The organism is Streptomyces sp. NPDC059994 (genome assembly GCF_042737755.1).
Classification (GTDB): Bacteria; Actinomycetota; Actinomycetes; order Streptomycetales; family Streptomycetaceae; genus Streptomyces.
On sequence record NZ_JBHWUR010000113.1, the window covers coordinates 1 to 23,908 of the forward strand.

At 69.8% G+C, this 23,908-nt stretch carries 32 protein-coding genes; 13 read left to right on the top strand and 19 right to left on the bottom strand.

All coding sequences use genetic code 11. The features are described from left to right. Positions 1–317 precede the first annotated feature (317 nt). Positions 318–662, bottom strand: coding sequence for a hypothetical protein (locus ACFWA7_RS33915; protein WP_385826888.1), 345 nt, complete (start codon positions 660–662; stop codon positions 318–320). A gap of 867 nt (positions 663–1,529) precedes the next feature. Here ACFWA7_RS33915 and ACFWA7_RS33920 point away from each other — a divergent pair. Beyond that, positions 1,530–1,907, top strand: coding sequence for a hypothetical protein (locus ACFWA7_RS33920; protein ID WP_385826890.1), 378 nt, complete (start codon positions 1,530–1,532; stop codon positions 1,905–1,907). A gap of 88 nt (positions 1,908–1,995) precedes the next feature. On the opposite strand, the gene ACFWA7_RS33925 is transcribed toward ACFWA7_RS33920, so the two are convergent. The 4 genes from ACFWA7_RS33925 to ACFWA7_RS33940 all read right to left on the bottom strand — a co-directional run bounded on the left by ACFWA7_RS33925 (position 1,996) and on the right by ACFWA7_RS33940 (position 4,852). Continuing rightward, positions 1,996–2,550 (bottom strand): hypothetical protein, encoded by a 555-nt coding sequence (locus ACFWA7_RS33925; protein ID WP_385826892.1) that lies wholly within the window; start codon positions 2,548–2,550, stop codon positions 1,996–1,998. Between the two features lie 215 nt (positions 2,551–2,765). After that, positions 2,766–3,074 carry a hypothetical protein gene (locus tag ACFWA7_RS33930; RefSeq protein WP_385826894.1) on the bottom strand — a complete coding sequence of 103 codons (309 nt, stop codon included), beginning with the start codon at positions 3,072–3,074 and terminating at the stop codon, positions 2,766–2,768. Between the two features lie 306 nt (positions 3,075–3,380). Then, positions 3,381–4,178, bottom strand: coding sequence for a type II CAAX prenyl endopeptidase Rce1 family protein (locus tag ACFWA7_RS33935; protein ID WP_385826896.1), 798 nt, complete (start codon positions 4,176–4,178; stop codon positions 3,381–3,383). A gap of 206 nt (positions 4,179–4,384) precedes the next feature. Then, positions 4,385–4,852, bottom strand: coding sequence for a hypothetical protein (locus tag ACFWA7_RS33940; RefSeq protein WP_385826898.1), 468 nt, complete (start codon positions 4,850–4,852; stop codon positions 4,385–4,387). 277 nt (positions 4,853–5,129) lie between these two features. Here ACFWA7_RS33940 and ACFWA7_RS33945 point away from each other — a divergent pair, with 277 nt between their 5' ends. Next, positions 5,130–5,459 carry a hypothetical protein gene (locus ACFWA7_RS33945; RefSeq protein ID WP_385826900.1) on the top strand — a complete coding sequence of 110 codons (330 nt, stop codon included), beginning with the start codon at positions 5,130–5,132 and terminating at the stop codon, positions 5,457–5,459. 182 nt (positions 5,460–5,641) lie between these two features. On the opposite strand, the gene ACFWA7_RS33950 is transcribed toward ACFWA7_RS33945, so the two are convergent. The 4 genes from ACFWA7_RS33950 to ACFWA7_RS33965 all read right to left on the bottom strand — a co-directional run bounded on the left by ACFWA7_RS33950 (position 5,642) and on the right by ACFWA7_RS33965 (position 8,353). Continuing rightward, a complete protein-coding gene (locus ACFWA7_RS33950; protein WP_385826902.1) occupies positions 5,642–6,115 on the bottom strand; it encodes a hypothetical protein in 474 nt (157 codons plus the stop codon). Between the two features lie 248 nt (positions 6,116–6,363). After that, positions 6,364–6,903: a CbrC family protein gene (locus tag ACFWA7_RS33955; protein ID WP_385826904.1), complete on the bottom strand. Its 540-nt coding sequence runs from the start codon at positions 6,901–6,903 to the stop codon at positions 6,364–6,366. A gap of 396 nt (positions 6,904–7,299) precedes the next feature. Next, positions 7,300–8,037, bottom strand: coding sequence for a hypothetical protein (locus ACFWA7_RS33960; protein ID WP_385826906.1), 738 nt, complete (start codon positions 8,035–8,037; stop codon positions 7,300–7,302). A gap of 94 nt (positions 8,038–8,131) precedes the next feature. Next, a complete protein-coding gene (locus ACFWA7_RS33965) occupies positions 8,132–8,353 on the bottom strand; it encodes a hypothetical protein (RefSeq protein WP_385826908.1) in 222 nt (73 codons plus the stop codon). 57 nt (positions 8,354–8,410) lie between these two features. On the opposite strand from ACFWA7_RS33965, the gene ACFWA7_RS33970 reads away from it, so the two are divergent. Beyond that, positions 8,411–8,635 carry a hypothetical protein gene (locus ACFWA7_RS33970; RefSeq protein WP_385826910.1) on the top strand — a complete coding sequence of 75 codons (225 nt, stop codon included), beginning with the start codon at positions 8,411–8,413 and terminating at the stop codon, positions 8,633–8,635. Positions 8,636–8,746: 111 nt separating this feature from the next. Here the strand turns inward: ACFWA7_RS33970 and ACFWA7_RS33975 are convergent, their stop codons facing one another. Then, positions 8,747–9,352: a hypothetical protein gene (locus ACFWA7_RS33975; RefSeq protein ID WP_385826912.1), complete on the bottom strand. Its 606-nt coding sequence runs from the start codon at positions 9,350–9,352 to the stop codon at positions 8,747–8,749. 444 nt (positions 9,353–9,796) lie between these two features. On the opposite strand from ACFWA7_RS33975, the gene ACFWA7_RS33980 reads away from it, so the two are divergent. After that, on the top strand, positions 9,797–9,964 hold the full coding sequence (locus tag ACFWA7_RS33980) for a hypothetical protein (RefSeq protein WP_385826914.1): 168 nt from the start codon (positions 9,797–9,799) through the stop codon (positions 9,962–9,964). 186 nt (positions 9,965–10,150) lie between these two features. On the opposite strand, the gene ACFWA7_RS33985 is transcribed toward ACFWA7_RS33980, so the two are convergent. Together ACFWA7_RS33985 and ACFWA7_RS33990 are read right to left on the bottom strand one after the other, a co-directional pair. Continuing rightward, entirely contained in the window at positions 10,151–10,393 is a 243-nt protein-coding gene (locus ACFWA7_RS33985) for an Imm51 family immunity protein (protein ID WP_385826916.1), read from the bottom strand. Further along, positions 10,299–10,505 carry an Imm51 family immunity protein gene (locus ACFWA7_RS33990; RefSeq protein WP_385826918.1) on the bottom strand — a complete coding sequence of 69 codons (207 nt, stop codon included), beginning with the start codon at positions 10,503–10,505 and terminating at the stop codon, positions 10,299–10,301. Before ACFWA7_RS33990 ends, ACFWA7_RS33985 begins: the two co-directional genes overlap by 95 nt. Positions 10,506–10,779: 274 nt before the next feature. Between ACFWA7_RS33990 and ACFWA7_RS33995 the strand changes: the two genes are divergently transcribed. Both ACFWA7_RS33995 and ACFWA7_RS34000 read left to right on the top strand, forming a co-directional pair. Continuing rightward, positions 10,780–11,775, top strand: coding sequence for a hypothetical protein (locus ACFWA7_RS33995; RefSeq protein WP_385826920.1), 996 nt, complete (start codon positions 10,780–10,782; stop codon positions 11,773–11,775). 247 nt (positions 11,776–12,022) lie between these two features. After that, a complete protein-coding gene (locus ACFWA7_RS34000; protein ID WP_385826922.1) occupies positions 12,023–12,277 on the top strand; it encodes a hypothetical protein in 255 nt (84 codons plus the stop codon). Positions 12,278–12,649: 372 nt separating this feature from the next. Here the strand turns inward: ACFWA7_RS34000 and ACFWA7_RS34005 are convergent, their stop codons facing one another. Then, the gene (locus ACFWA7_RS34005) at positions 12,650–12,880 is read right to left on the bottom strand and encodes a DUF397 domain-containing protein (RefSeq protein ID WP_385826924.1); all 231 of its coding nucleotides are present in this window, start codon (positions 12,878–12,880) and stop codon (positions 12,650–12,652) included. Then, a complete protein-coding gene (locus tag ACFWA7_RS34010; RefSeq protein ID WP_385826926.1) occupies positions 12,877–13,749 on the bottom strand; it encodes a helix-turn-helix domain-containing protein in 873 nt (290 codons plus the stop codon). Before ACFWA7_RS34010 ends, ACFWA7_RS34005 begins: the two co-directional genes overlap by 4 nt. 272 nt (positions 13,750–14,021) lie before the next feature. On the opposite strand from ACFWA7_RS34010, the gene ACFWA7_RS34015 reads away from it, so the two are divergent. From ACFWA7_RS34015 to ACFWA7_RS34025, 3 genes are read left to right on the top strand one after another with little or no spacing between them, the layout of a single operon-like run. Continuing rightward, entirely contained in the window at positions 14,022–14,258 is a 237-nt protein-coding gene (locus ACFWA7_RS34015) for a hypothetical protein (protein ID WP_385826928.1), read from the top strand. Positions 14,259–14,311: 53 nt separating this feature from the next. Next, positions 14,312–14,503, top strand: coding sequence for a hypothetical protein (locus ACFWA7_RS34020; protein WP_385826930.1), 192 nt, complete (start codon positions 14,312–14,314; stop codon positions 14,501–14,503). After that, a complete protein-coding gene (locus ACFWA7_RS34025; protein ID WP_385826932.1) occupies positions 14,500–14,832 on the top strand; it encodes a hypothetical protein in 333 nt (110 codons plus the stop codon). Before ACFWA7_RS34020 ends, ACFWA7_RS34025 begins: the two co-directional genes overlap by 4 nt. A gap of 524 nt (positions 14,833–15,356) precedes the next feature. On the opposite strand, the gene ACFWA7_RS34030 is transcribed toward ACFWA7_RS34025, so the two are convergent. The 4 genes from ACFWA7_RS34030 to ACFWA7_RS34045 all read right to left on the bottom strand — a co-directional run bounded on the left by ACFWA7_RS34030 (position 15,357) and on the right by ACFWA7_RS34045 (position 17,076). Continuing rightward, positions 15,357–15,629 (bottom strand): hypothetical protein, encoded by a 273-nt coding sequence (locus ACFWA7_RS34030; protein ID WP_385826934.1) that lies wholly within the window; start codon positions 15,627–15,629, stop codon positions 15,357–15,359. A 207-nt stretch (positions 15,630–15,836) separates the two neighbouring features. Continuing rightward, positions 15,837–16,391, bottom strand: coding sequence for a hypothetical protein (locus ACFWA7_RS34035; RefSeq protein ID WP_385826936.1), 555 nt, complete (start codon positions 16,389–16,391; stop codon positions 15,837–15,839). Between the two features lie 74 nt (positions 16,392–16,465). Then, positions 16,466–16,795, bottom strand: a complete 330-nt coding sequence (locus ACFWA7_RS34040) for a hypothetical protein (RefSeq protein WP_385826938.1) — start codon at positions 16,793–16,795, stop codon at positions 16,466–16,468. An 89-nt stretch (positions 16,796–16,884) separates the two neighbouring features. Further along, entirely contained in the window at positions 16,885–17,076 is a 192-nt protein-coding gene (locus ACFWA7_RS34045; RefSeq protein WP_385826940.1) for a hypothetical protein, read from the bottom strand. 400 nt (positions 17,077–17,476) lie between these two features. Here ACFWA7_RS34045 and ACFWA7_RS34050 point away from each other — a divergent pair, with 400 nt between their 5' ends. Both ACFWA7_RS34050 and ACFWA7_RS34055 read left to right on the top strand, forming a co-directional pair. After that, on the top strand, positions 17,477–18,601 hold the full coding sequence (locus ACFWA7_RS34050; RefSeq protein ID WP_385826942.1) for a hypothetical protein: 1,125 nt from the start codon (positions 17,477–17,479) through the stop codon (positions 18,599–18,601). 464 nt (positions 18,602–19,065) lie between these two features. Beyond that, positions 19,066–21,474: a Helicase associated domain protein gene (locus ACFWA7_RS34055; RefSeq protein WP_385826944.1), complete on the top strand. Its 2,409-nt coding sequence runs from the start codon at positions 19,066–19,068 to the stop codon at positions 21,472–21,474. A 77-nt stretch (positions 21,475–21,551) separates the two neighbouring features. Here the strand turns inward: ACFWA7_RS34055 and ACFWA7_RS34060 are convergent, their stop codons facing one another. Further along, the gene (locus tag ACFWA7_RS34060; RefSeq protein WP_385826946.1) at positions 21,552–21,878 is read right to left on the bottom strand and encodes a hypothetical protein; all 327 of its coding nucleotides are present in this window, start codon (positions 21,876–21,878) and stop codon (positions 21,552–21,554) included. 357 nt (positions 21,879–22,235) lie between these two features. On the opposite strand from ACFWA7_RS34060, the gene ACFWA7_RS34065 reads away from it, so the two are divergent. Then, a complete protein-coding gene (locus ACFWA7_RS34065; protein WP_385826948.1) occupies positions 22,236–23,441 on the top strand; it encodes a methyltransferase in 1,206 nt (401 codons plus the stop codon). Between the two features lie 107 nt (positions 23,442–23,548). Continuing rightward, positions 23,549–23,797: a bacteriocin immunity protein gene (locus ACFWA7_RS34070; RefSeq protein ID WP_385826950.1), complete on the top strand. Its 249-nt coding sequence runs from the start codon at positions 23,549–23,551 to the stop codon at positions 23,795–23,797. The last annotated feature ends 111 nt before the right edge of the window (positions 23,798–23,908 follow it).

Below are 23,908 nucleotides of genomic sequence, written 5' to 3' on the forward strand. Positions count from 1 at the left end.
ATGCTGCGCCGGCTCACCCGAGGCGGCCCCGCTGTCAGGCACGGACCACGACCACTACAACGAACCCACTGAACAGATCTCAAACACGGTCTCAGTTCAGTATCGGATCCGACATCGACCGGGCCGCCGGGCCGCTCTCCCCGTTCTCCGTGGCGCAGGCCCACCGGCCCAACTCCCCGATTGCAAGGGTTCCACCCGCATTCCTGGCACCCGAGGACGAAGCACCGGCGTCGGAGTGAACTGGACGGGCGGCAACACCTACCTTCCTTCCCCCGGGGGGCGGCGGTGAGCTTGCGTAGCATTCAGCGTCCCCCCGGTCAGCCCTTGATCTCCCGGATGAGGTCGCGCTCGTCGTCGTAGAGCTCCAGGTGAAAGCGGAGGCCGAACCGTGTGAGCAGTGCGGCGAGGTCGTCGAGCCGGTCCGGGTCGATGACGCCGTTGAGCAGGGTGGCGGATTTGTCGGTGGGGTCGGCTTCGAACTGGCACCAGCTGGTCTCGATTTCGTAGCCTTCCCAGGAGGATGACCGGGACTGCCATCCGGCCCGCACGAAGCGCTCGGCGACGTGCGAGGCGTTCCGGCTGTCCGGCAGCAGCCCGCACAGGTTGTTGTCGCTCTGCGCCCATCTGTCCTCCAGGGCCGGGCCGTCATCCGAGAGGTCCACGTCCGGATTATGGGTCCGCAGCCGGCTGCTGGGCCATGAGGTTTCTTGCTGGCTGGCGGGAGTGGGAGGAAAGACAACCTCCCAGTGGCCGCGGCCGCCTACCGGCGCGCCCTGGTTCTCTTCGATGACGTCGGCCCGTCCGCGCGGGCACTGGCACGCCGTCGGCGTCGTATCGCTGCGCGCGGCCACCGGTGGCCAGGTTGCGTGTGGCGTTGCGCGGGATACGCGCCGCTCGGCCGTGTGAACGGCTGTTCCGGCCCGTGCGGGAACCGACTCGGCATCGACTTCACACCGCTGCCGCGACGCGGGCGTGGCCCGGCCACCGCGCAGCCATGCGCACCCCCACCGGCAGCCCGTGAACGGGGCTGCTGAATGCCCGGCGGGGCATCGGCTTCATCAATGGGCTCCCGCCGGGCGTTCCCAGCCTGTCATACGCCCCGCTCACCAGCACGTGAGGCTGGGGGCGTTGCCGCTGGGAGCCGGACCGGGACCGGGACGCGCGCCGGGTCAGTCCTGCTCGGTGTGGGGCACAGAGCGTCCCCAGCCGGGGTCACGGTGCAGGCCCCAGTTCGGGTCGGCGTGGCACAGGCCCCACCTCGGGTCGGCGCCTCGTACACCCCAGACGCTGTCGCGGCGGATCATCTCCTGCTCCCTCCCGTCACGCGCCCAGCGGGGACGCGGCTCCCGCAACCGTAACGACGCGGTGATCATCTGTCACGGACAGATGCCCCACTTCGTACGGCGGGAGCAGTCTTGATGGCACAGGAGCTCGGTGCGACCGTGTCTCCTTCCCCGGTCTGCCTCTCTGTCGCAGTGGCCCCTCAAATGGCTGGAGTTGACGGCCGGGCACGTGGTGGGGTTGCCGGTATGAGCCTGCTGGTGAATGTGTTCGTGTACGCGCCCGATGGAACCCGCGATTTCCTGGACGTGCCCGATGGTGTCTCGGACACGGCAGGTTTCGAGCGGTGGCGCACGAGTGTGTGGGGTTCGCCCATGGTCCGCTCACTCGGCGCCCGGTTCCTTCCCCGCCTGGCCGAGGATGACCTCTACGTCGAGCCGGACGAGGTCGTGGCCTTCCTCGACGAGTGCGCCCTGCTCGTCTCCCATGTGCCGCTGATCGTCGCGGGCATGGACCCAGCCCATGGAGCCGAGGAGCACACGCATAACTTGACCTCGACGCTGGCGCACATCAGCGATGCCGCGCGCCGCGCCGTCCAAGCGGGTGGCGGAGTGGTGATCTGGTAGAGCGCGGAGAACCCCCGTCGCCTGCCGGTGGCCGGCCGGGCATAGCCCCACGTGGGCGCGAGGCGGTCAGCGACGGGCTTGCGGAGCTCTAGCGGCCGGTGCCGGCGGGCCAGGCGGTGGGCTGGCCGGTGGCGGGGTCCCAGGTGACGATCGTGTCGAGGGTGCCGCCGTCGATCTCGCGCAGGGCCGCGCGCCACTGGGGGGTTCGCCGCTCGTCGGCGTTGTGGTGGGCGTTTTCCAGGACGACGCCGATGATGTCGAGGTCCTGGGCACGGGCGTGTGCGGTCAGGGCCTTCAGGCGGTCGAACTCGGCGAGGCTGGCGCGGTCGTGTGCGGTGGCGAGGTAGACCAGCGCACGGTGGCCGACGCGGTGGCCGAGCACGCCGCGTTCCTGCAGCACGCGGAGCCCCCGTTGGCCGACGTTGCGCAGGAGCAGGAGATCTTGGGGATCGCGGGCCCTCAGTGCCTCGGGGGTGGTGATGGCGTGGTGGATGAGGGCTCCGGCGACGCGGTGGCCGTCCTGGTCGTGGCCGATGACGTCGTGCAGTTGGGGGAAGTTCTCCGCGCAGTTGTTACGGCTCTGGCGGCAGGTGTGGTTCCGGCCCGGCACACGGGACAGCCCGTCACGGTCTGGATGCGTCATGGCGGTGTCCCTTGCGTACGGGGCCGGTTGGTCCAGGTACGCACTGTACGAAGACGCGCGGAACGGGTCCTGGCCGGGGCCTGTTCACGTAGGGCCACTGCCTCATCTCGTGACGTTCGGCTTGCTCACGGCTCGTCACAGAGCGTCGGCACCCCGCAGTGATCCTGATGGCCGTCCCGCCGGTCCCACGGCGGCTGTCATGGTGGTCGGAGGCTCTAGCCGGCGTGCAGGGTCCCGTCGCTGGTGGTGTCGGCGAACAGCCGCTGGAACAGGTCCATGCGGTCTGCCGTGTGCTTGGCCGCTCCGTACGCTTCCAGTGCGGCGCCGAGCCGGTGCATGACGCCCTGGTCGGTCAGGGCCTCGGTGAAGGCCGGGCCGGGTGGGAAGAGGCGGTCAGCGTCGGGATCTTCCTGGCGTAGCCGGGCGAGGTTGGCGTCCTGGATGCGGGCGGTCGCCGCTTCCCACGCCAGTTCGGTGGCTTCGTGTACCGGGCTCTCGGCACGAGGGTAGTCGGGGGTGTTCACCGCGCCATGTTAGTGCCGGCACGGTGGACCCGGACCCGCTTGCCCCGCGCCCGCGGGCTGATGTGCCGGCCAGGCATGCTGCCGCCACCGCTGCGCGGTCTGATCATGATGCTGACCTGAGGAAGACACCAGCGCTGTGGAGAAGCCCGCTGATCGGGGTCACCGAGATGCCGGGCGTCGACGACTTCGGGCCCGCCGAGGCGTCGACGATCACGTCATGCGCGACCGCGACAGCCGGGAAAGGACGGACGGGCCGCTGGCGGCTGTGGCGAAAGGCCGCAGCGGACAGACGCGGCCTGTGCGGGGTCATCCCCAGGCGAAGGCGTACGCGTCGTACAGCCCGTGGGCGGCCAGCGCGGGAATCAGGGAGCGCTGCCACAGCGTGACGGCGGTGGCGGCCAGGGCGAGGAAGGCGGCGTGCGCGGCGTTGGCGCTGCCGTACATGGTGTGCCCGGCGGCGAAGAGAACGGCCGAGACACCGGTGGCGGCCCCGGTCAGCCACCAGCGCACCCACCGCCGCCCCATCCAGCCGCCGCGCCGCCGGGCTGCCGCGAGGGCCAGCCAGAGCGCCAGCAGCGGTCCGCGGTACAGGAGTTCCTCCAGGGGTGCGGGGGCGAGCAGCCCGTAGCCGAACCGGACCAGGACCGAGGTCTGCGCCACGGCGACCGTACGCGCATCCTCGTCCGCGGGTACCGACGTCAGGTGGGGAAGGCGCATCACCAGCTGCGATGCCGCCCACAGCACGACGGCGGTGGCCAGCGCCGCAGCCGCCCAGTGCAGCGTCTGCTGCCGCGACGCCGGGCGCAGTCCCAGGCCGTGGGCGAACCGCCTGGCGGCGGCCCGCACCGGGATGATCCCCCAGCCGGCCCAGACGGCCAGGGCGGCGAATACGGCTGCCGCGCCGAGGAACGCACCAAAGCCGCGCGGGCTTTCACCGTCCCACGGCACGAAGCCGGGCACGAAGACGAACGCCTCCCGCAGTGCCTGCGCGGCCAGGAGCGCGGCGAACCACAGGATGAGCCACACCAGCAGGTAGCCGACCTGTCGCGTGCGCGGGGTCGGGCGCTCGCCTCGACTGCTGGTCACCGGTGCCGTGCGGCGCATGTCCACGTGATCCCTCCCAGGCGGTGTGACCCCAGCTTCCTCCAGGGACGGGGGCGTTGGGAGGGGTGCTGGTTCATGGCCGAGCGCACCAACGGGGGCGTCGCGTCGAAGAACTGGCACGGCTTACCGACACGCAGCAGCGGCTGGCCGCAGCCCTCCGCACGGGCGCGCCCGGGTTGATGAGGGCACCGTGCCGATGTCTACACCTACACCTGCTCCTGATAGACCCTGATCTCCGTGGGTGTCAGTGTGTCGGTCGCGGCCCACGCGGGCTGGTTCCTGACTGCCTGTGCCCACCTGTCCAGGGACTCCTCGGTGTCGTGGAAGTACCAGGAGCTCCAGTTCCCCAAGGCGTGCAGGGCAGGAACAGGCTGGTAGCGCAGCTCGCAGTGCACCTGCACGTAGTGCTCATGATTGCCGTCGCTGTCGACGGCCTCGAACTGCCGGGCGAAGTCCAGGGTGAACGTCGCAGGGCCGTCGAAGGCGTAGATCCCGTACTGCACGAGCAGGCCGTCCGCGTCGGGCGTGTCCGCTGTGGTGAAACGGAGCCGGCTGAAGCGCAGGAAAACACGCCATGCATCCTCCGCGTCCAGATCGCCCGTCTCCCGCCCGGCAATCCGCAACTCGCGCTCCAGCAGCCTCACGGCCTCGCCCGTCCCAGGCCTTCCCGGCATGCACATTCCCTCGCTCGTCGCGGTGACCTACGATCTCATCGCCTCCAGCCTCTGCGCCACCGAGGCTCCGCCCAGCTGACGCAGAGGTGGGCCGGGGGCGGGGTCGATGCCGAACCCCGCCCCTGACCCCGTCCGTCGCCACCGGCGGTGAGCCAGTCTCGGTAGGCGTCTGCGAGGTCGTCGTTGGGGCCGAGGCGATTGCCCTCGGTGGCACCGCACTTGACCATGGCTGCCCCTCGGGCCAGGGTTGCCGGGGGCTCATACTCGCCGAGGGGGGATGACGGTGCAGCAGTGGCCGGAAGGGCCTGGCGCCGATCAGGATGCGGCGCGGGAGCGGTACACCTCCGACATGCGGGCGACGCGGGCGGCAGTGAGGGAGGTCTTCCGTGCCGATATGCCCGCCGCGCACGGGGGTGTGGCCGTCGTGGTGGTGGCCAGCGTGCTGGTGGGCTGTTTCGCAGGTCCCGTTACCGGGGGCCTGGTTGCCGCAGGCTTCGCGGGGCTGTTCCTCGTGGCGCTTGCGGTGATGTACCTGCGCGGTATCCGGGGGGCTGATGCGTGGCGCCGGTCGTATCTGTTCACCTTCGGGTGGGCGAACTGGATCTAGGAGGCGGAGACGGGCTGCGCTCGCCCAGCTGCCGCTGTGTGCCCCCGCTCACCGGATCAGTGACGGCATCGATCAGAGCCGGTGGCAGGGGGTACTGCGTGGCCCCTCGCCCTGTCGCACCGGAGAAGCAGGTCCGGCCCGCCGGCCGGGCCACCTGTACCCTCTTTCGCGCCGCGAGCGGGTCAGCGGGGATTCTTGGTGAAGCGCAGCAGCAGGCCTCGGACCACGGCGCCCGCCACCAGGGCGGTGACGGTGGGGCCAGCGAGGAAGAGGGCCAGTCCGGCGCCGATGTTGGCTCCGATCACTCCCGCTGTGAGGATGCGCCAGCCCACCCCGAGCAGCAGCCCTGCGGCGAGCAGGGGAAGGACGACCTGCCACCATCGCGCATCGAACCGCCCGCGCCGGGAGGCGTCCAGGAGGAACACCGCCGAACACAGGGCCAGCAGCAGCGCGGCCGCACCCAGCGCGGTCTCCTGCGCCGGCCCGATGGCGAGGGGGCGAAAGGCGTAGTCCAGCTCGGCCGGCGCAACTCCGTCCACATTCTGCTGTCCCATGAGCCACCAGGCGGCGACGGGCACAGCGGCGATCAGAACGGCAGCGGCCCCGGCGACCCAGGCGCCCCGGGGCGAGCGGGCACGTTTCGAAGTGGTGACCATGGCGCCATCGTCGCCGCGCCTTCGGCGGGAGGCATGAGTGCGGATACTTATCTTCTTCCAGCGGGGGCGGGAGCGCTCGGCTCGGGCGCGCAGCCTTCTTGGCTGCTTGAGATCTTCGACGTACGTGCGCGAGTGTGGTGTGCCTTCGGTGACGGTTGACAGCGGAGGCCTTGCCGCCGTCGAGGGGTACGAGGGGCGTGGCTCTCGCCCTCTTCACCGTGGAGGCGGGTTCGGTTCGTCTGCGGGGTCTATGCGAAGTCGGTGTAGGCGAGGTGGGCTGCGCAGATCCGGCAGCGGAAGAGGTAGGCCGTGGCCTCGCCGTCCTTGTCCAGCGCGGCGAGGAAGTCCTGGACCTGGTCCGCTGGCCAGTCCCGGCTGTTGGCGTCCTGCCTGAGCATCTCCAGTGCCTCGGGGCGGGCGGCGAGTTCGGCGGCTCCGGCCGGACCGAGGAAGGCGGCGCCGTCGCCGCAGTGGAAGAACCACTGAGGTTCCTGCCACCCCTCGAAACTGGGAGTGCGGCGGTCCACGGCTGCGAATACGTCCAGGGGTACGTCGTCGCCCAGGCAGGTCCCCGCCGTGAAGTGGGCGTCGAAGCGTTCGGCGGCGCTGCCGTCCGCGATGCACCACGGGCACAGTCGGCCCCCGAGTTCCTCGGCCGCGTACACAGGGCCCCGGTAGACGTAGCCCCGTTCCCGCCCGCAGCAGACGCAGGCCGTGCCGGAAGGCACGATCACGCCCGTGGCGACGGGATCGCAGTGGTACGGGAAGGCGGGAAGCAGCTCAGTCACAACCCAAACCGTAACCATCAGCACTAACGGTTTGTGACGAAGGCTGCCGAGACCAGCCACGCCCCGTTTCCCCGCCCCCGGGAAGCCCGAACTCTCTGGCGGTGGGACCCCTCCCTGCCGGCGCGGGAATCTGCGCGGCCCGACTCCTGCTTGGCAGCGGAACGCACTGGGGTAGCGGGTCCCTCAAATGGCTGGAGTTGCCAGCCGGGCACGTGGTGGATTTGCCGGTATGAGCTTGTTGGTGCATTGGCGGTGGTGGACAGGGCGAGGAAGGCCGTGTGCGCGGCGTTGGCGCTGCCGCCCATGGTGGGCCCGGGGCGGCGAAGAGAACGGCCGAGACACTGGTGGCGGCGCCCGTCTCCCGATCACCGATGGGGGCCGTCGTCGCGGGGCGGGTCACTTCTTGCGGGGGACGGTGAAGTAGTACCCGGGATAGGCGGATGAGGTGAGGTGGAGGGCGAGGACCCTGCCGTAGCGGGACCGTGCGGTCGCCACGCTCGTCGGGGTGTGCGGGGTGATCGAGCAGCGTTCGTAGATGGGGTCCTTGGCGGGGAAGCACGGCAGGGGTTCCTCGACCTGCTGGGGGAGGGGGTCTGGCTGGTCCCATTCGATCCGGACCCCCGGGGCTTGAAGGCGTGGAGCGCTCATGAGGGTGCCGTCCGGGTGGCGGCCGTGTGCACGCTGGTAGTCGAGTGCGTAGGCGATGGCCTGGTCGGCCTGCGGCTCCCAGGGCGCGATGCGGGCTGCTCCGATCCGGGCGACAACATCGGTGATGTCTGCTTGGACCCCGAAGTAGACGTCCGCGTCCATGCGGCACTCCAGGGCGTTGCGCGGGGGGTTGTTCTCGAAGATTGAGTGCTTGGTGGGCCGGGCGCAGGAGTCACGCAAACGCGTGAGCACGTGCTCCAGTCCCTCCACGGCCGTCAGGCGCGCGATCAGCGTGCGCATGCCCTGTTCCTCCGCTGTCCTGCGGGATGCGGCCTGGGGGGAGGTGGCCTGCGCGCGCAGTTCCGGCGCGGCCGGCTCGCGCGTGCACGCCGTCGCCAGTCCTCCCAGAGACAACGCCAGCAGGAGCCCGCCCGCCTGCTTGAACGCTCCGAGGCCTCGGAGCCGCCGGTCTGCCATGCCCGTCATGTCCCCACCTCCGTGTCCACCTTCCGCGCATGCAGGGGCCCGCGCATGAGTACGCATACTCATGCGGGCGGCTGACCGCCCTGGCGCGGCTCTGTCAGTGGATGACGGTGATCTCCGGGAGGGGCTGTGACCATGTGCCCTGCTCGGTGACGAGGACCTGGCGGGAGAGGCGCCGGGCCGGCGCCCGTCCCTGATCGGTGGACAGCGCGTTGGTGGTCCACCGATCGGCGCGGTGCCCGGCGTTCATCGTGCTGAGGACCGCGTCGGTCTCCCGCAGATCGGCCAGGACAGTGCGGGCGAGTTGTCCCTCGGCCAAGCTCCGCAGTCCGGCGGGCGCTGTACACGTCCTGGCCCCGTCTGATGTGATCACGAGATGCTTGCGCTGATGCTTGTCTTTGCCGGTTTCGCGGTGTTCGGCCTGTTCGGCCTGGTGTTGATCAAGGACCTCCGTGGGGTGCGGTCGTGGTTCGAGGCCGAGGGGAACCCCGACGCGTACACCCGCACGTGGCGGCGGCGCGGCATGCTCGGGTTTGCCTGGATGGCGGTGTTCGGGTTCGTGTACGTCGTCGTCGGCTTCGGTATCCGTGCCCTCGTGTGATCCCGTGCGCCAGCACTCCCTCTGCCTACTGCCTCGCCCAGGGCCGGGGCGGGCTTGCTTGTGCGTTCGCCGTGTACGGGCGCCCCGGGCGCGCGCTGGTGGGGCGGGCGGTCAGTCGCCGGTGGTGTTCCCGCTCGGTGCTTCGTGGGGGCTGTGCCCCGGGAGTAGTTGGTTGAGGAAGTGTGCGGCGAGTGCGGACACGACGGCTGGCTGGCTGCGGGGGAGTTGGGCGGCGGCGAGTGTGATCCGCAGGGTCGAGAGCATCGTGCGGGCCTCCGCGCCGATGGAGAGGGTGATCTTCTGGTTTCGGCGGGCGCCGTCGGCGGGGAGGAAGTCGTCCATGCATGCGAGTTGCCTGGGCAGGTGGCGTGGTGCGGTGCGCAGGGCGGCGTTGAGGTAGTGGCCGGGCGTGATGCGGGGCAGCACGGCGCGGTCGGCTTCGGCGCGGGCCGCAAGCCGCGCGAGCACGCTAGCGTCGAGGGAGAAAGCGTGTGGCGCCCAGTCGCGGTGACAGACCTGGGAGTCGGCGAACCCCGTACGCAGTGCCTGCTGCGCCCGGGCCGCAGCGACGCGCTGCAGCTCCCTTTGCGCCCACCCGATGGCTCCCGAGTACGGGGCGTCCGGTCCCTGGTGGGCGTGGTAGCGGGCGAGGAGCTGTTGGTAGGTGAGCCCGAGGGCACGAGCGAGCTGCTTCAACTGGCGGAAGTCGGTGGCCATGGTTCTCCCGGCGGCGGCTCCCGGCGACCGACGCCCCAGAGGACGTAGACCGTTGATGGCGTTGAAACCCCACTCCCGCTCACCGGGCTTCTGCCGCGTCCCTGGTGCCGGGTCCCAGGGAGTGTGCCGGCAAGGAGCCTGGAGGGCCCCTGCAGCCTCAGCTGCCCGCCCACCGTAGGGCACAGGCTCTCCCCTCTTCCAAGCGCCGGGGACGAGATTCCCTCAATCGGAGCAGCGCCTGGCTCCCCGTGGCCCGCCGCCCGGCTGCCCGCTCGCCTCCTGGCCCCGGTACCCCTGGTTTTGTGGCGGCGTGGGATGACGGGGGGAGATGGCGGGCATGTGGGCCGTCTGCGTCGCGGGGATGGCTCGGGGGAGTGGCGGGAACCGTGTTGGCGTGACGGCGCGTCGTGACACGTATGTCGCGAAAACAAACTTGGGCGGCCGGTGGACGGTGATCCGCCTCTGTGGGCGTTGCTGGTGTTCTTCCTCGCCGTGGGCGGTGTGGTGGCCGTCGTGGGGGTTGCGGTGATCGTGAGCGTGGTGGGCCTGGTTGTGGGGGTGAAGGCGCTGGTGCGTGGGCGCTGGCAGGGCGGGGGAGACGGCGAGGGGTGAACCGGTCGCCCGTGAGCCGTTCCCAGGACGTCCATGCCTCTTCGGCCAGGCCCGACTTCCTGTTCTTCGCCGTCAGGGTATCGCCGTCGGCAGCGGGCTGGGATGACTGGCCGGTCGGCGGAACATGCGTTGTGCCGGGCGGCGTTGGGGCCCTGTGGGTGGGGTGATGGCGGGTGCTGGTCCCGCTCAGGGGTGCTGTCGGTCCAGGAAGCGTGGGCCGGCCGTCAGGATGTGCTGCTTGAGGAGTTCGCGGTTGTGGAAGGCGGAGTGCAGGAGGACGGCCAGCTCCGTGAGGGCTGTGAGGTCGCTGCTTGAGACGACGAATGTGCCGGCTTCAGACCCGAAGTGGAGCTTGCATGCGGGAGCTGACCAGTGACTCGGCCAGCCCCTCCCAGCCGTGGCCGTGGCTTTCAGCGTGGTGTTCCTCAAAGACGTGGGCGACCTGCTCCATGTCGCGGTCGAAGAGATAGAGGCAGTGGGAGGGGTCGGCTTCGCCGGTTTCGTCCAGATGGAACGGGGCCAGGCCGGATGAGTCGATCATGGGGGTGATGGTAGGCGTCGTGGTTGTGATCGGGACCGGGCGGATCGTCAGGCTGAGCGGGTGCGTGTCATCGCTGCTGCGTGAAGGGGGCCCGCCGGATGCTGGGCGCGGCTTTCGTGCCCTTACGACGCGGTGTTCATCTGTCACGGGCGGATGTCCCTCCACGCCGTACGGCGGGGTCCCTTCCTGACGGCGCAGGAGCTCTGTGCGGCCGTCGGTCATGCCCCGGCTGACCGCTTGCTGCAGCGTCCGTGCGGCCGGGTACGGTCGGCGCATGACGAGGACCACGCCGGCCAGACCAGTGTCCGTGGAGGCGGTGTTCCCGGAGCTGGCCGCTCACCGGGGCCGGGTGACCCGTCTGCACCCGAGGCCGGGGCGGCCCGGCATGCGGGAGAGCCACATCGGCGGGCCGATGCTGTGGCCGCAGGACGAGCCGTGGCCGCTGTGCCGTGAGCCGCACCGCCGCGAGGACGAGGGCTACGCGCCGGACGAGATCCGCAAGTCCCGGGCCGCAGGAACGAGGCCGACGAGCAGGCCCTGGCCCGGTTCTGGGATGCCGGGGCAGGACGGGCCGGTGCCGTTGACGGGGCTCGCCCAGTTCTTCCGCCGGGACATTCCCGCCCTGGAATGCGGGCCTGACGGTGCGGACCTGGTGCAGATCTTCCGCTGCCCGTTCACCCACGGCCCGTACGGGGAGCGCCGCTACCTGCTGCGGTGGCGGCACTCCGGCGAGGCCGAGCGTGCGAACCGATTCCTTGCCCCGGCGCCCGAAGTGCCGCTGCTGCGATGGGAGGACGAGCTGCCCGAGCCGTGCGTCCTGCACCCCGAGGAGGTGGACACCTATCCGTGGGCGGAGGAGGGCGTACTGCCTGCTCCGCTGATCGCGCGCATCGACGCGTGGGAGGACGCCCAGGCGGCGGAGCACGGTGCCGGTGCCGCCAGTTACCAGGGCGACCTGTCGATCCCGCCCGGCTGGCGGGCAGGCGGCTACCCCAGCTGGGCGTCGACCGGACCGATGGCCATCGGCTGCGAGTCCTGCGCGTCTCCGATGCGGCTGCTGCTGACCGGCGAGGGCTACGAGATGGCTGGCGACTCGCACAGCTGGATGCCGCTGGAGGACCGCGACCCCTCGCTGCAGGGCAAGGCCTCGATTCGCGGCGGCCCCTCTGCTGCCCAGCCCACCCGGCTTCGCTTCGGCAATGACCGCGACCTCCACGTCTTCATCTGCCCCACCGACCCCGGACACCCGCCCCGCTGGGTGCTCGCCTAGGCGTCGGGGTCCTGGAGGAAGGCGGCCTGGACCCGCAGGACTACGCACCCCACCCCGGGTACTTGTGGCGCACGGACGTCGGGCACACGTGGCTGCCCGAGCAGACTCCTGAGGAACTGCGGGACCCGCGCCCGGCCTGGTAGGAACGCGACCCCGATCTCTCAGCTGCCCGTCCTGGCGAACCCGCGTCTAGCCCCTCGGCTCGGCGGGGGCGGGTTGTCAGACCCGCCCGCCAGAATGGGAGTACATGTTCGATCCACTGTGGTGGTGGCCGGTAATGATCCCTTGGGTGCAGATGCGGAACTTCAAAGTGGTGTGGCGGGACAGCGAGGGAAGAGTGCGCTCGTCCGCTGTGTCGTACTCGGCGTCGGCGGCCGAGGACCGCAGGCAGCAGCTTGAGGCCGGCAAGGCCGTGGTGCGTGTCGTGGAGGTGGAGCCGGGCGCAGACGTTCCCGCGGGCCTGGTTGAGGAGATGCGGGCGGGACTGCCGTCGCAAGCCTGACCTGCGGGCAGGCACGGTCTCCTGGAGCGGGGTGCGCGAGGACGCGTCGATCCAGGGCCCGCCATCGCGCCCGGGTGATGGCTGCCGGCCGTGGCGCTGTGCCGCCGTGGCCGCCGCGCTGCCTCTGGGCTCGGGGAAGGACGACGGCGAGCGGAGGGCTGTGTGAAACGGGAGCGGGCCACGGTGATGCTCAAGGAGATGCTGCGGCGCCTGGACGCGGGCGGGCCCTTGTGACGGCCAGACAGCGGAGGGGCCGCCCCGGTGCCTTGGTGTCGGGGCCTTTTCATGTCCGGGGCCCCGCCCTGTACGGCCGCACCGGCATACGGCGGCGGGCCCCTTCCCGAAGGAAGGGGGGCCGTTGGGGGGGGGCGGTCAGATACGGGTGTCCTTTGCGAAGCCGATGAATGTGGTGAAGGCGGTGGGGGAGATCTGGAAGGCGGGGCCGGCGGGCTGCTTGGAGTCGCGGACGGCCACGGTGGTGGGCAGGTGGGCGACGGAGACGCAGTTGCCGGATCCGTCGTTGCTGTAGGAGGAGGTGCGCCAGGCGCTCTCGGGCGCCAGGTCGTAGGCGGTGGTTGCGGAGGCAGGGGTGGTGTGGGTCATCGCTGAATCTCTCGCGCTAGTTGGTTCATGAAGCCCGGGGTGTCGGCCGGGGGCAGGGCGGAGGCGGTCATGGCCTGGAAGTAGTCCGTGAAGCGGTCGACTTCGCTCGGCTTGTCGGACATGGTCACGGCGTTGCGCGCGCTGTCGAACTGGACAGTCGTGGGCAGCCGCTCGCCCAGCTCCAGCACGGTGAAGTTGTGCGGGAACTGGACTCCCCACACCCGGGTGGGCAGCACCTGGACCTGGACGTGCTCCAGAGAGGCGAGTTCGGCGATCTCGGCGTACTGGCCGCGCATCACCTCCGGGTCGCCCAGCGGCTTCTCCAGAGCGGCCTGTCCCAGCACCACCGAGAGCCGGGGCGGATCCTCGGCGCGCAGGATGGACTCCTGGCGCCGCTTCATCCGCAGTTCCACGTTGTTGCGGATCACGGACGACGTGGTGCCCTCGATCAGGCGGACCGCCTCGAACTGGGCCTGGGCGTACGCCTTGGTCTGGAGCAGCGCCGGGATGGTGGTGGAGTGGTAGAGCCGGATGCTGCGCGCCTCGGACTCGATGCCGGCGAACGCCTGCATCTCCGGTGAGATGTCCTCGAAGAGCGTGATCCAGCTCTGGCTGGCCGCGTCCTTGTACAGCGTGATCAGCTCGTCGACCACGTCCTCTGGCGCGTCGTAGCGCTCCAGGAGCTGACGCAGGACGCCGGAGGAGCGGAACACCGCGCGTCCGCGCTCGATGCGCTGCAACGTCGCCTCGCTCAGGCCGCGGATGCTGTCGGCGGCCTCGGCGATGGTCAGGCCGGCAGGTTCGCGGAGCTGCCGCAGCCGGATGCCCAGCTCCAGCTTGCGGGCGGTGACGCCGACGGGTCTTGCCACGCTGCACCCTCCCCTCTCGAAAGCTCATCACCCGGCGGCGAGAGCCTGCGCGGATCGTCCCCAAGTCCTCAGTCTGGCAGCCGGAGTTGGCCTCCTGGAAGCCTCGCTGCACCTTCCTGCATATACCAATGCAGATTCGAATCGGGTTCAGTGCCGATTCAGTTGCGGGTGAACTCTCCCACGGTGGAACGTAGTTGCTGCGCGACAACCGGCCATCAGCGTGGACTGCCGGCAGAGGCAGACTCCCGCGGCCGCGTCAACGGCGAGTCGGCATGGCCACAAGCACGAGGGGACGGCGAGGCGGCGTGGACGGCCCGGAGTACGCAGCGGACACCGCGAACGGCGACAGGATCGGCGTAGTCGAGTCGCGCTACGAGGGGAGCGTTTACCTGCGCCCGCCCGGCGGCGGGAGTCAGTGGGCGACGGCGCCGGAGGCCCTGCGCCACCTCACCCGCGAAGAGCTGGCGCGGGCCCGCGTGTTCGGCACCCCGGTGGGGGGTGGGCGCTGATGTGGGCGCCGCCGGTGGGAGTGCCCCCGGACCCGAGGTACGGCCCGCCGATCATGTGCGCGCTGGATGAGAGTTACGGCCTGGAGCCGGAGGGGGCCCTCGGCTGCGATCTGTGCGACGCGTGGCGGGCTGAGCGTGATGTCGCCCGCGAGGACCGCGAGAGGCGGCGGGTGCGGCAGGCGAACGCGGAACTCATCCGGCACCCCGCCCATCAGGGGTGGCCCGGTGGCGAGGTGGTCCGGTGAGCGTCAGAAGCACGCTGCGGGGGGTGGTCTACCGGTCGCTGCGGCATCCGGACAGCGAGGTGACGATGACGGCCCGCTGCCTGTCGGGTGACGGCTGTGGGTGGGAGTTGTACGCGACCAGCGACCTCGACGCCGGGGGGCTCGCGATCATCGAGCACACGGCCGAGACAGGCCACGCCCTGTTCACACGCCGGGTGGAGGACATGGCGGTCGTCGTGCCGACCAGCCGTCAGGAGCAGGACCGCCGGGCCCAGGCCCACCGGCTGGAGCGCGCCGCCGGGCAACGTGACGCCGACGTGGAGACCGAGCACGCGCGGGCCGAGACGTGAGGCGGCACGGCGGGGGCCTGGTGGTGACCGTATGGCCCGCTGCCTCGTGATCACTGCGAGCCCCGATGATCTGGGGTTTTTCCATCAGGTGTATCGGGATGCCAGGACCGGCCGCTGCGTCACCCTGCGCTGCCCCGGGGCGCTTTGCTGGCGGCTCGTGGACGTCGACAGCCGCGACCGCCTTGTCGACCACGACCGGGGCTACCGCCCGCATGGCCGGTGCGAGCTGTCCGGCATGCGGGTCATAGACCGCGCTTGCCCCGACTCCCGCTTCCTGGTGAGGTCACGCCGCATGGGTGCGTGACCCGTCCCGGCCAGGGAGCGGGTTCTTCTCCCGCCCGGCGCACGGTGTGAGGTCCGTTCCGCCGGGACGGGGGGCACTGCCCGCCCCGGAGCCCCACCGGGGCTCCGGGGCGGGCCGTTCGGCACAACGCCGTGTGTGGATACCGAAGGATGCCCCCTACGGGCAGGGACGAAGTGAACGGCTCCTCCACCGGGACACGCGCCTCACGAGCCCGGCATCGTCAGGGCACCGGGGGCAGGGGGCGAGGCAGGTCCTCGTTCCACCCCGGGGAGCACGTGCCGGGGGCGGCCGGCAGAGCGGCGCAGAACACCCCGATATCCACCGGCCCTTGGGATTCTGGGGCCAGCGAGCGCTGCCCCGCCATTCCAAGGACGATCCATACGGCAGAGCGGACCACCTGCATGCAGTGGTCGTGATCGCCGTCGCTGCCGACCGCCTCGAACTGCCGGGCGAAGTCCGGGGTGAACGTCACTGGGCCGTCGAAGGCGTGCATCCCCGTACTGCACGAGCGAGCCGGCCGCGCCGGCGGGCGTGCCAGCGGTATCGAAGCGGGGCCTGCCGAAGCGCAGGAAGCACGACAGACATCCTCCGTGGCCAGATCGGGGCCCGTCTGCCACCCGGCCGCGCGCAACTCCAGCTTCAGCAGCCTCACGGCATCACCCCGCGCGGGCCTCTCCGGCATCAACGCCCCTGCTGGACCTCATATCTTGCCTGCGACGACTCGGATGCGGTGGCCGAGTGCCTGTCCGAGGGCGGTAGTGAAGTCTGGGCGCAGGGGCGGCCAGTCGTCGAACTGGTAGCCGAGGTAGGCGAAGGCGAGCAGGTCCCCGGCCCATTCCCAGTCGGGCAGGGACGTGCGATGGGCGCAGGCGGGGCAGCCCAGGTCGGCGACGCCTGTGGTGTACCAGGTGTCGAGGGCTTCGCCGGGCCAGTCGCAGGAGGCGTTGCGGCAGCGGGGGCAGACGGCCGTGAGGGGCTCGCCCGAGACGGCGTAGAAGATGGTGCGGCCGGTGACCACTGTCAGTTCGTCGCAGGGTTCCTGGTCGAGTCCGGTGATCTGGGCGCGCCAGTCCCAGGAAGCGAGGTCGACGGCTTCGCGCCAGCGCGGCCCGGCCAGATAGGCCGCGCCGTCCTGCCAGGGCACGGGGCGGATGTAGCCGTGCGTCTCCAGCCAGGTGCGGCCGCGCGCGCCGCATGCCGCCGCCTCTTCGGCTGATGCGTCGAGGTCCACGACGGTTTGCCGGTAGGTACCCACAGACTTCCCCCCCCTTGTTCGGCGCGGTCGGCTTCGCCGAGCGCCGACGTGCACATGGTGGTGGCGATGAGGCTTCACTCGTCGTAGTACTCGCCGTCATCGCCCTGGACCCTTGCGTCCAGGGCGAGGGCGGTCTGCCGCATCTTGGCCAGCAGCATGTCGGTGGGGTTCTTGGCGCTGACTGTGCCGGAGTCCCAGCACAGGGCGGTGCCCAGCCGGTCCTCGGGCGGGTGCGTGATCATGCGGGCGATCCAGTGCTGGGGGCCGTTCCCGCCCGCTGGTTGCGGGATCATCTCGAGCTCGGTGTCCGCCTCCACCGCGGCCGCCCATTGCGCAGCAGTGATCTCTGGCCCCTCGTCGTCCCACCAGTGGTCGCCGCGGGTGATGTGGATGTTGTAGCCCATGCCCGCGACGGTAGGCGCCGGCACTGACAACGACGAGCAGGGCAAGGGCGGTAGAGGTTCCATCTGGTGTGGGGCGCGTGCTTGAGCCGTTAGTCGGCGGTGACTCCCCAGTAGCCGATCTGGGCGGGCTGGCCGTCGTCGTAGAGCACGGTGCAGTTCCCGCAGCCACGTGCGGGGAAGTGCAGCGTCTCGCTGTCCAGGGCGTCGGCCCACTGCGCATGGGTGGGCTGGCCTGTAGGGGAAGCCCACGCCCGCACTTCCCGGTCGGTCAGCGGCCGCACGAAGGGCCCTGCGCCCGTCCCTGTGCGGGGACTGCGACCAGCGCCTCGTCATCGACGTACGCCAAGCCTGGCCGGACGAGCACCGGCATCATGAGTAGCAGGACCAAGGCCAGGCCCTGCCCGAGCAGAAGGCCGGCGGTACCTGGCTCTCCCGCTTCCGCAGGTGACGCGACCGGACCCGGCTGATGTCAGTGGTGTCTGACAGGCTGAAAAGGCGGACCGAAAGTGAGGTCTGTCTGCGTGCAAAAACCGGATGATCAGGATGAGTTGGCGCGAGTACCATAAATCGCGGAAATAGCCGTGTGCGTGAAGCGAGGCGAACATGCAAGGACCAGTGGTTGGCGCCGCCTATGGGTCAAGTCTTGCTGAGTTCGCTGGACACCTCGATCCCAAAGTTCGTATGGCGCTGGGGCTGGACGACGCTTTCGTCACCGGCATGGAGCTTCTGGTGTCCGTCTGCCGCGCTTTGACCGACTCCGAGAGCTCGCTTCCCTGGCAGGACCGGCTGGAGAGCGTCATAGAGTCGATGGGTCTGCAGCAGGTGGAGACAGGTTTCGCAGCCATAGTCAGCGAGGTCCAAACGCCGGAAGGTGCGAAGAACTGGCTCAAGGCCTTCCAGAAGGCGAACTATCTGCTCTTTGCGTGCCGACTGCTCGGAGCCGCAGAGTACCGCCGCTACTTCAACGCGGCACGAGAGGACCAAGCAGTCGTCGCCTTGGCGGCCCGGCGTGCGCTCCGAGCGCTCATGCCCTTCGCCGTGGCCTGGAGCGACGCGGTCGGCAGCATGTCGAAAGGCCAGCTCAAGGCCGTATCAAACAAGGCAGTCCTTTCTCTCGACCTGGTACGGGGCATTGCCTTCGCCGACAAGGCCCTCGGTGAGAAGCTCCTGAGCAATCTGCCGATGGAGCTCACAGCTGCGACGCGCCAGGACCTCACCGGCTGGGAGCCCGACGACCTCACGGAGATCGTCGGCAGCCTCCGAGACAGAGTTGCTGAAGCCTCCGCCGAGCGGCTGCAGCGCGAGAACTCGCAGCTCGTCAGGAAGATCAGAGGCGCCCGAGACGCGCTGAAGTACTCCGAGGACGGCGTCTCCCAGGCAGCCAACTCCCTGATCGAGCTCATCGACCGGATCATGCGGGAAGCGGTCCCCCCGAAGCACGTCCTTGAGTGGATCGCAGACAACCTCCCCGACGAACCAGGGCTCACCTTCATCAACAAGGACGGAAACAAGGCACCGACGAAGCGGGGGGAAGCCCTGTGCTTCATTTACAGCGGTGGCTCCGTGGCCCGCGAAGCCAACGAGTACGACGACGGCGTCGGCCCGGCCCTCATTCAGGACGTCCTCGCACGCATCTTCGTAGGGACGCGCGACCAGCTTCAGAAGCTCAAGCACAGCGACGCAGGCACACAGGAAGAGCGGGAGCAACTCCTCGGACTGTTTACGGCCTTGGAAGGCGCGCTGCTTCTGGGACTCTCAATCCGGCGCTTCCCCCCTCTTGCGGAGCCAGCCGCACCTGCGGCTTAACAGCGTGGACACCGCGGACGTTTGCGGGCATCACCGACCCTGCTGGCTTATTCGGTCACCCGGTGAGGGAGAAAACGAGTCGGACGAGGTGGCTGACACGAGTGCGGTTGAGAAGGGCGAACGCCTACGGGTGCCATGAGGGTGTCGGCGTATGGCAAGTCCGGTTGTGATCACTAGCTGGAAGGAGTGCGAGCAGGGTGCTTGCCTGCGGTTCTAGTGATCGTTTCGGATGCTGCTCCGTGGTACCGGGCGCGCTCCTCATGGCTGGGGGAGTCCGCGTGGTCCTGACGTGCGAGTTCAGTGGCCGACTCGGAATGCAGTGATCACTTCAGGATTCCGCTCTGCCTGGCGTAGCCCCGTGGGCCAGGCCGTGGATACGCCCCGCGCAGGTAGTACCCAGTACGGGAGGATGAAGACCCACAAGCCCCTGCCCGCTCCCTGCCGTACACCGAGGACCTCTGCCGATGCCGTCCCCCTCCACCACCCCGTCCCGCACCTCTGTTCGTCGTGTGCTGCGCCAGGACCAGCAGGCGGCGGTCGACAGCGCGGTGCGGGAGCTGAAGAGGCCGGGTACGCGCGGGCACATGGTCTCGGCGTGCGGGACGGGCAAGACGTTGATCGCGTTGCGTACCGCCGAGGCCCTGGAGGCCCGTCATCTGCTGGTGGCGGTGCCGTCTTTGGATCTGATCGGTCAGTGGGCGGCTGCGGCGCGTGCGGATGGGCGGCGTGAGCCGTTGATGGCGGTGTCCTCGCTGCGGGCGGAGAGGCATCCGCTGCTGGCGGGGGCGGGGGCTGTGTCCACGAACTCGGGGGAGTACCTGGCCTACTGGCTCACCCGCCACAAGAGGGCGACCGTGTTCGTCACGCTCGACTCGCTGCCCCGCATCGAGGAGAGCCTGCGCTCCTCCTTCGCAGCCCCTCTCTTCGATCTGCTGATCGTCGACGAGGCGCACCGGACGGCCGGGTCCTGGGCCAAGAAGTGGACCATGATCCACGACCAGGCCCGTATCCGGGCCGAGCGGCGTCTGTACCTGACCGCGACGCCGTACGAGTGGGAGGCCCCGCGCCTGACCGAGGCCCCTACTCTGCATCCGCAGCCCAAGCGGACCGCGGCCACCGCGCCCGCGTGGGAGAGCCCGGCCCTGCTCGCCACGATGGACCAGCCCCACATCTTCGGCCCCCGCCTGCACACCTACACACACGCCGACGCGATCGACGACGGCGTCCTCGCGGACTACCAGCTGCTCGTGCCCACCATCACCGACACCGACCTGCGCACCGTCCTCACCGACCAAGACGATGGGCACACCGGGTCCGGCCCGAGCGCCCGGCGTACGACGGCGCTGCACCTGGCGGTCCTCAAGGCGATGCGACAGTACGACCTGCAGCACGTGATCGTGTTCTTCCAGCAGGTCGCGGACGCCGCCGACTTCGCCCGCCAGTTCCCCCACACCCTGCGCACCCTCCCCGACAGCGAACGCCCCGACTGGGCCGGCGACCTCGTGGTGCAGTCGGTCAACGGCACCCACACCGCCAAGCAGCGCCACCAGATCCTCACCCGCTTCGCCACCGCCGACCGGTCCGTGCTCACCAACGCCCAGGTCCTGGGCGAAGGCGTAGACCTGCCGGCCGTCGACGCCGTCGTCTTCGCGGACCGCACCGCCAGTGTGCGCCGCATCGTCCAGGCCCTGGGCCGCGCCCTGCGCAAACCCCCCACCCTCGCCACCAAGATGGCGAGCCTGGTCATCCCCGCCTACATCCCGCCCTCGGCCGATCCCACCGACCTGCTCGGCACTCCGTTCGAAGCCCTGTGGCTCATCACCGCGGCTCTGCGCCACCACGACCAGTCGATCGCCGCCCGCGCCCCGCGCAAGAACAGCAAGCACCGCCTGGACCGCGACACCCACCAACTCCTCGCCCGCCGCTTCCGCTTCGACTTCACCCTCGACCCCGACCACATCGCCCGCGCGATGGACCTGCTCGCCTGGCCCGCCACCGGCGCCGTGCTGTCCGAGCCCCGCCGCGCGGGCCTCGCGGCCGCCACCCGCTACCACAAGGAACACGGCCACCTGCGCGTCCCCACCGACTACGAAGACGCCTACGGCCACCGCCTCGGCGCCTTCATCACCGGCCAGCGCACCGCCTACCACCAAGGCGTCCTCGACCCCGACTGGATCGCCGAACTCGAGGCTCTCGGCATGGTCTGGGACGACAGCGAAGCCGCCTGGCAAGGCCACATGGCACAAGTCGAGGCGTTCCACGCCCTCCACGGCCACCTCGCCATCCCCGCCACCGACCCCGGCGGCCAGTTCCTCGTCGACCAGCGCGCCCTCGCCCGCAAAGGCCGCCTCACTCCCGAACGCGCCGCCCAGCTCACTGCCCTCGACGCCGACTGGCTGCTCCCGCACGGACCCGACTGGCACCGCAAGTACCACCTCCTCCAGAGCCATCTCGCCGACGGCCACCATCCCTCCACCCTGCACCGCGACCTGGTGGTCGGCGGGGTAAAGATCGGCGGCTGGCTGCTCCGCCAGCACACCGCCTGGGACACACTCGATGCAGGCCAGCGTGAACTGCTCACCCGCCTCGGAGCGACCCCCGACCACAGCCCGCGAACCACCAGGCAGCCGCCCACCCAGACGGGGACCCGACGGCGGCGCACCTTCACCCAGAACGCCGAGCTGCTGCGCGCTTTCGTGGAGCGCTATGGCCGTCTGCCCGGGGCCCGGGAAGGCATCGAGGTGGACGGGGAACGTGTGATGATCGGTCCGTGGTGGTGCAAGACCCGCATGAAGCAGACCGCCGGACAGCTCTCCAGCGATCAGCAGCGGCTGATCGACGGGCTTCTCCCGCCTGCCCCCGCGACCCCGTAGAACCCGGGCGATGGCGCCATAAACCTCGATCTCGGCCCGGACGCAGAACCCGGTCCGGCACTTGCCGAGTGTGTTGCTCATCGTGGTTTGCGGGTGTCCGCGGCCGAGGTGGTCTGGTCACCGGGGACAGCGATGACGCGGCCGGTCCAGGTCCAGGGTTCTGGGCGTGGGTCCCAGGTCACCTCGACGGGGGTGCCGTGGAAGGTGCGCGCGAGGTTCTTGAGCATCGTGGCGGCGGCGGTCAGCGCCACGTCGGGATCGAGCAGCTCGTCGCTGAGGCGTCCGCAGAACGTGCCGCCTTCCACGGTGAGGACGCTGTGGCGCCAGCCGTCCGGCATCGCCATCAGGACGATCCCCGTGGGCAGGCCGAAGGGAGGCCGCTGCTTCTTCTGTCGTATCGCCACGCAGCCATTCAACACGGCGGCGCAGACACCTCCGCTCGATGGGGAGGAAAAACTGACGGTCCCGCTCCGGTTCAACTCCCAGCAGCAGCCTGGAGCCCCTGCCGCAGCTCATCGAGCGGCCACGCCTGCCAAGCCGACAGCACCACCTTCAGCTACGACCGCTTCGCAGCGGCGCCCTCCCGGCAACCGGCCCCGCCCTCTAACCTGTGAAGCACCGGAACGAACAGGGAGGCGCTTCGTGGATCTCGTGAGGGCCAAGCACCGGTCACCGATCGGGGACGATGGGCACCAGCCGAACCGCCCCCTGCCTCCACCTCCGCCCCCACTCCTCCTGCCCCGGACAAGAAGTAGCCCGCGGTGAACGCACCGGCCCAAGCAGCGAACACGCAGGGGCTGCTCACGGAGGTCGCCGAACAGCTCGGAGGCCCGCTCCCCGAAGAACTGGCCGCAGCACTGCGGCAGGTGCCCCGGCACCAGTTCCTGCCCGAGACCATATGGGTGCGCGATGGCCAGGGCGGCTACCAGCACATCAACCGGAGTACAGACCCGGACGAGTGGATGGCCGCGGCGTACGCGGACCAGACCCTGGTCACCCAGTTCACCGACGGCCTGCCCACATCATCGGCATCGATGCCCTCGATGGTGCTGCGCATGCTCCAGCTCACCGAGGTCACCGCCCCCGAACGTACCCGGCAACAGCCCTTCAAGGCCATCGAGTTGGGCACAGGGACGGGCTTCAACGCCGCGCTGCTGTGCGCGTTGCTCGGACAGGGCACGCTCACCACGGTCGAGCTGGACCCGGTGCTGGCCGAACAGAGCGAGCGGAACCTGAAGGCCGCCGGGTACGCACCCACCGTGGTCCAGGGGGACGCGGCAAAGGGCTGTCCGGGCCCGGCGCCGTACGCACGGGTGCTGGCCACGTTCTCCGTCGACCAGATCCCGCCCGCCTGGATCGCCCAGACCGCGCCCGGCGGGCGGATCGTGACGCCGTGGACGTCAGCCTGGTGCTGCTACGGCACCCTCGCCCTCACCGTCAGCGCGAGCGGCACCGCACAGGGCCGGTTCCACGACTTCGCCTCCTTCATGCCCATGCGCCCCAGCAGCGAACCAGAAACCGCGCACAGCCCTCATGCTCACGCGATCGCGGCCGAGGAGGCGAAGTCCGCAACAGCACTCTCGCCGTGGGCAGTGGCCGGCGGAGACCTGGACGTCGAATTCCACCTCGGACTCACCGTGCCCGGGGCGTTCTTCTCCTGGGACACCACCGGCGAACACGCCCCCGTACGCCTCTGTATCGAGGACGCCACCAGCGCCTCATGGGCGACCGTCGACTACGACGGCACCCACACCACCGAGTTCACCGTCACCCAAACCGGTCCCCGTCGCCTATGGGACGAGATCGCCGCCGCCTACGCGTCCTGGACGAACAACGGCCGCCCCGGCGTAGACCGGCACGGACTGACCGTGCACGCTGACGGAAGGCATACCTTGTGGCTCGACTCCCCGGACCACACCCTCGATCCATCCGCAGAGGGACGCGCCAAGATCTCGAAGAATCCATAATTTTCTGCTTCCATAGCCCCTTGCGGGCGCTCACAGCCGCTCCCCTGAGACAGGGCCGATACCCTGGAAGAGCGACGACATCCACGGGTTAAGAGAGGGCACTTCAGATGGCAGCGGATGCGGGCCGGATAGGAAGCCTGACACAGGGTCAGCTCGTGGACCTGGTCCAGCGCATCATGGACGGTGAAGGCACGGAAGAAGAGCACAGTGCGCTCGTCGAAACCCTGGAGAGGAACGTGCTGCATCCACGGGTTTGTGACCTGATCTATTACCCAGAGAATGAGGGATATGACAGGGAACTGACGGCAGGTCAGATAGTCGAGGCCGCCCTCACGTACCAGCCGATCGCACTCTGACAGGACCGGCAAGCCCCATCCCGCAGCCAGCCCCAGGAATCCGCGGAGCGGATTCCGTCAGGCCGAATCGCGGAGCGATTCGTGCCGTAGCCAACGGAGTTGGCTACATCC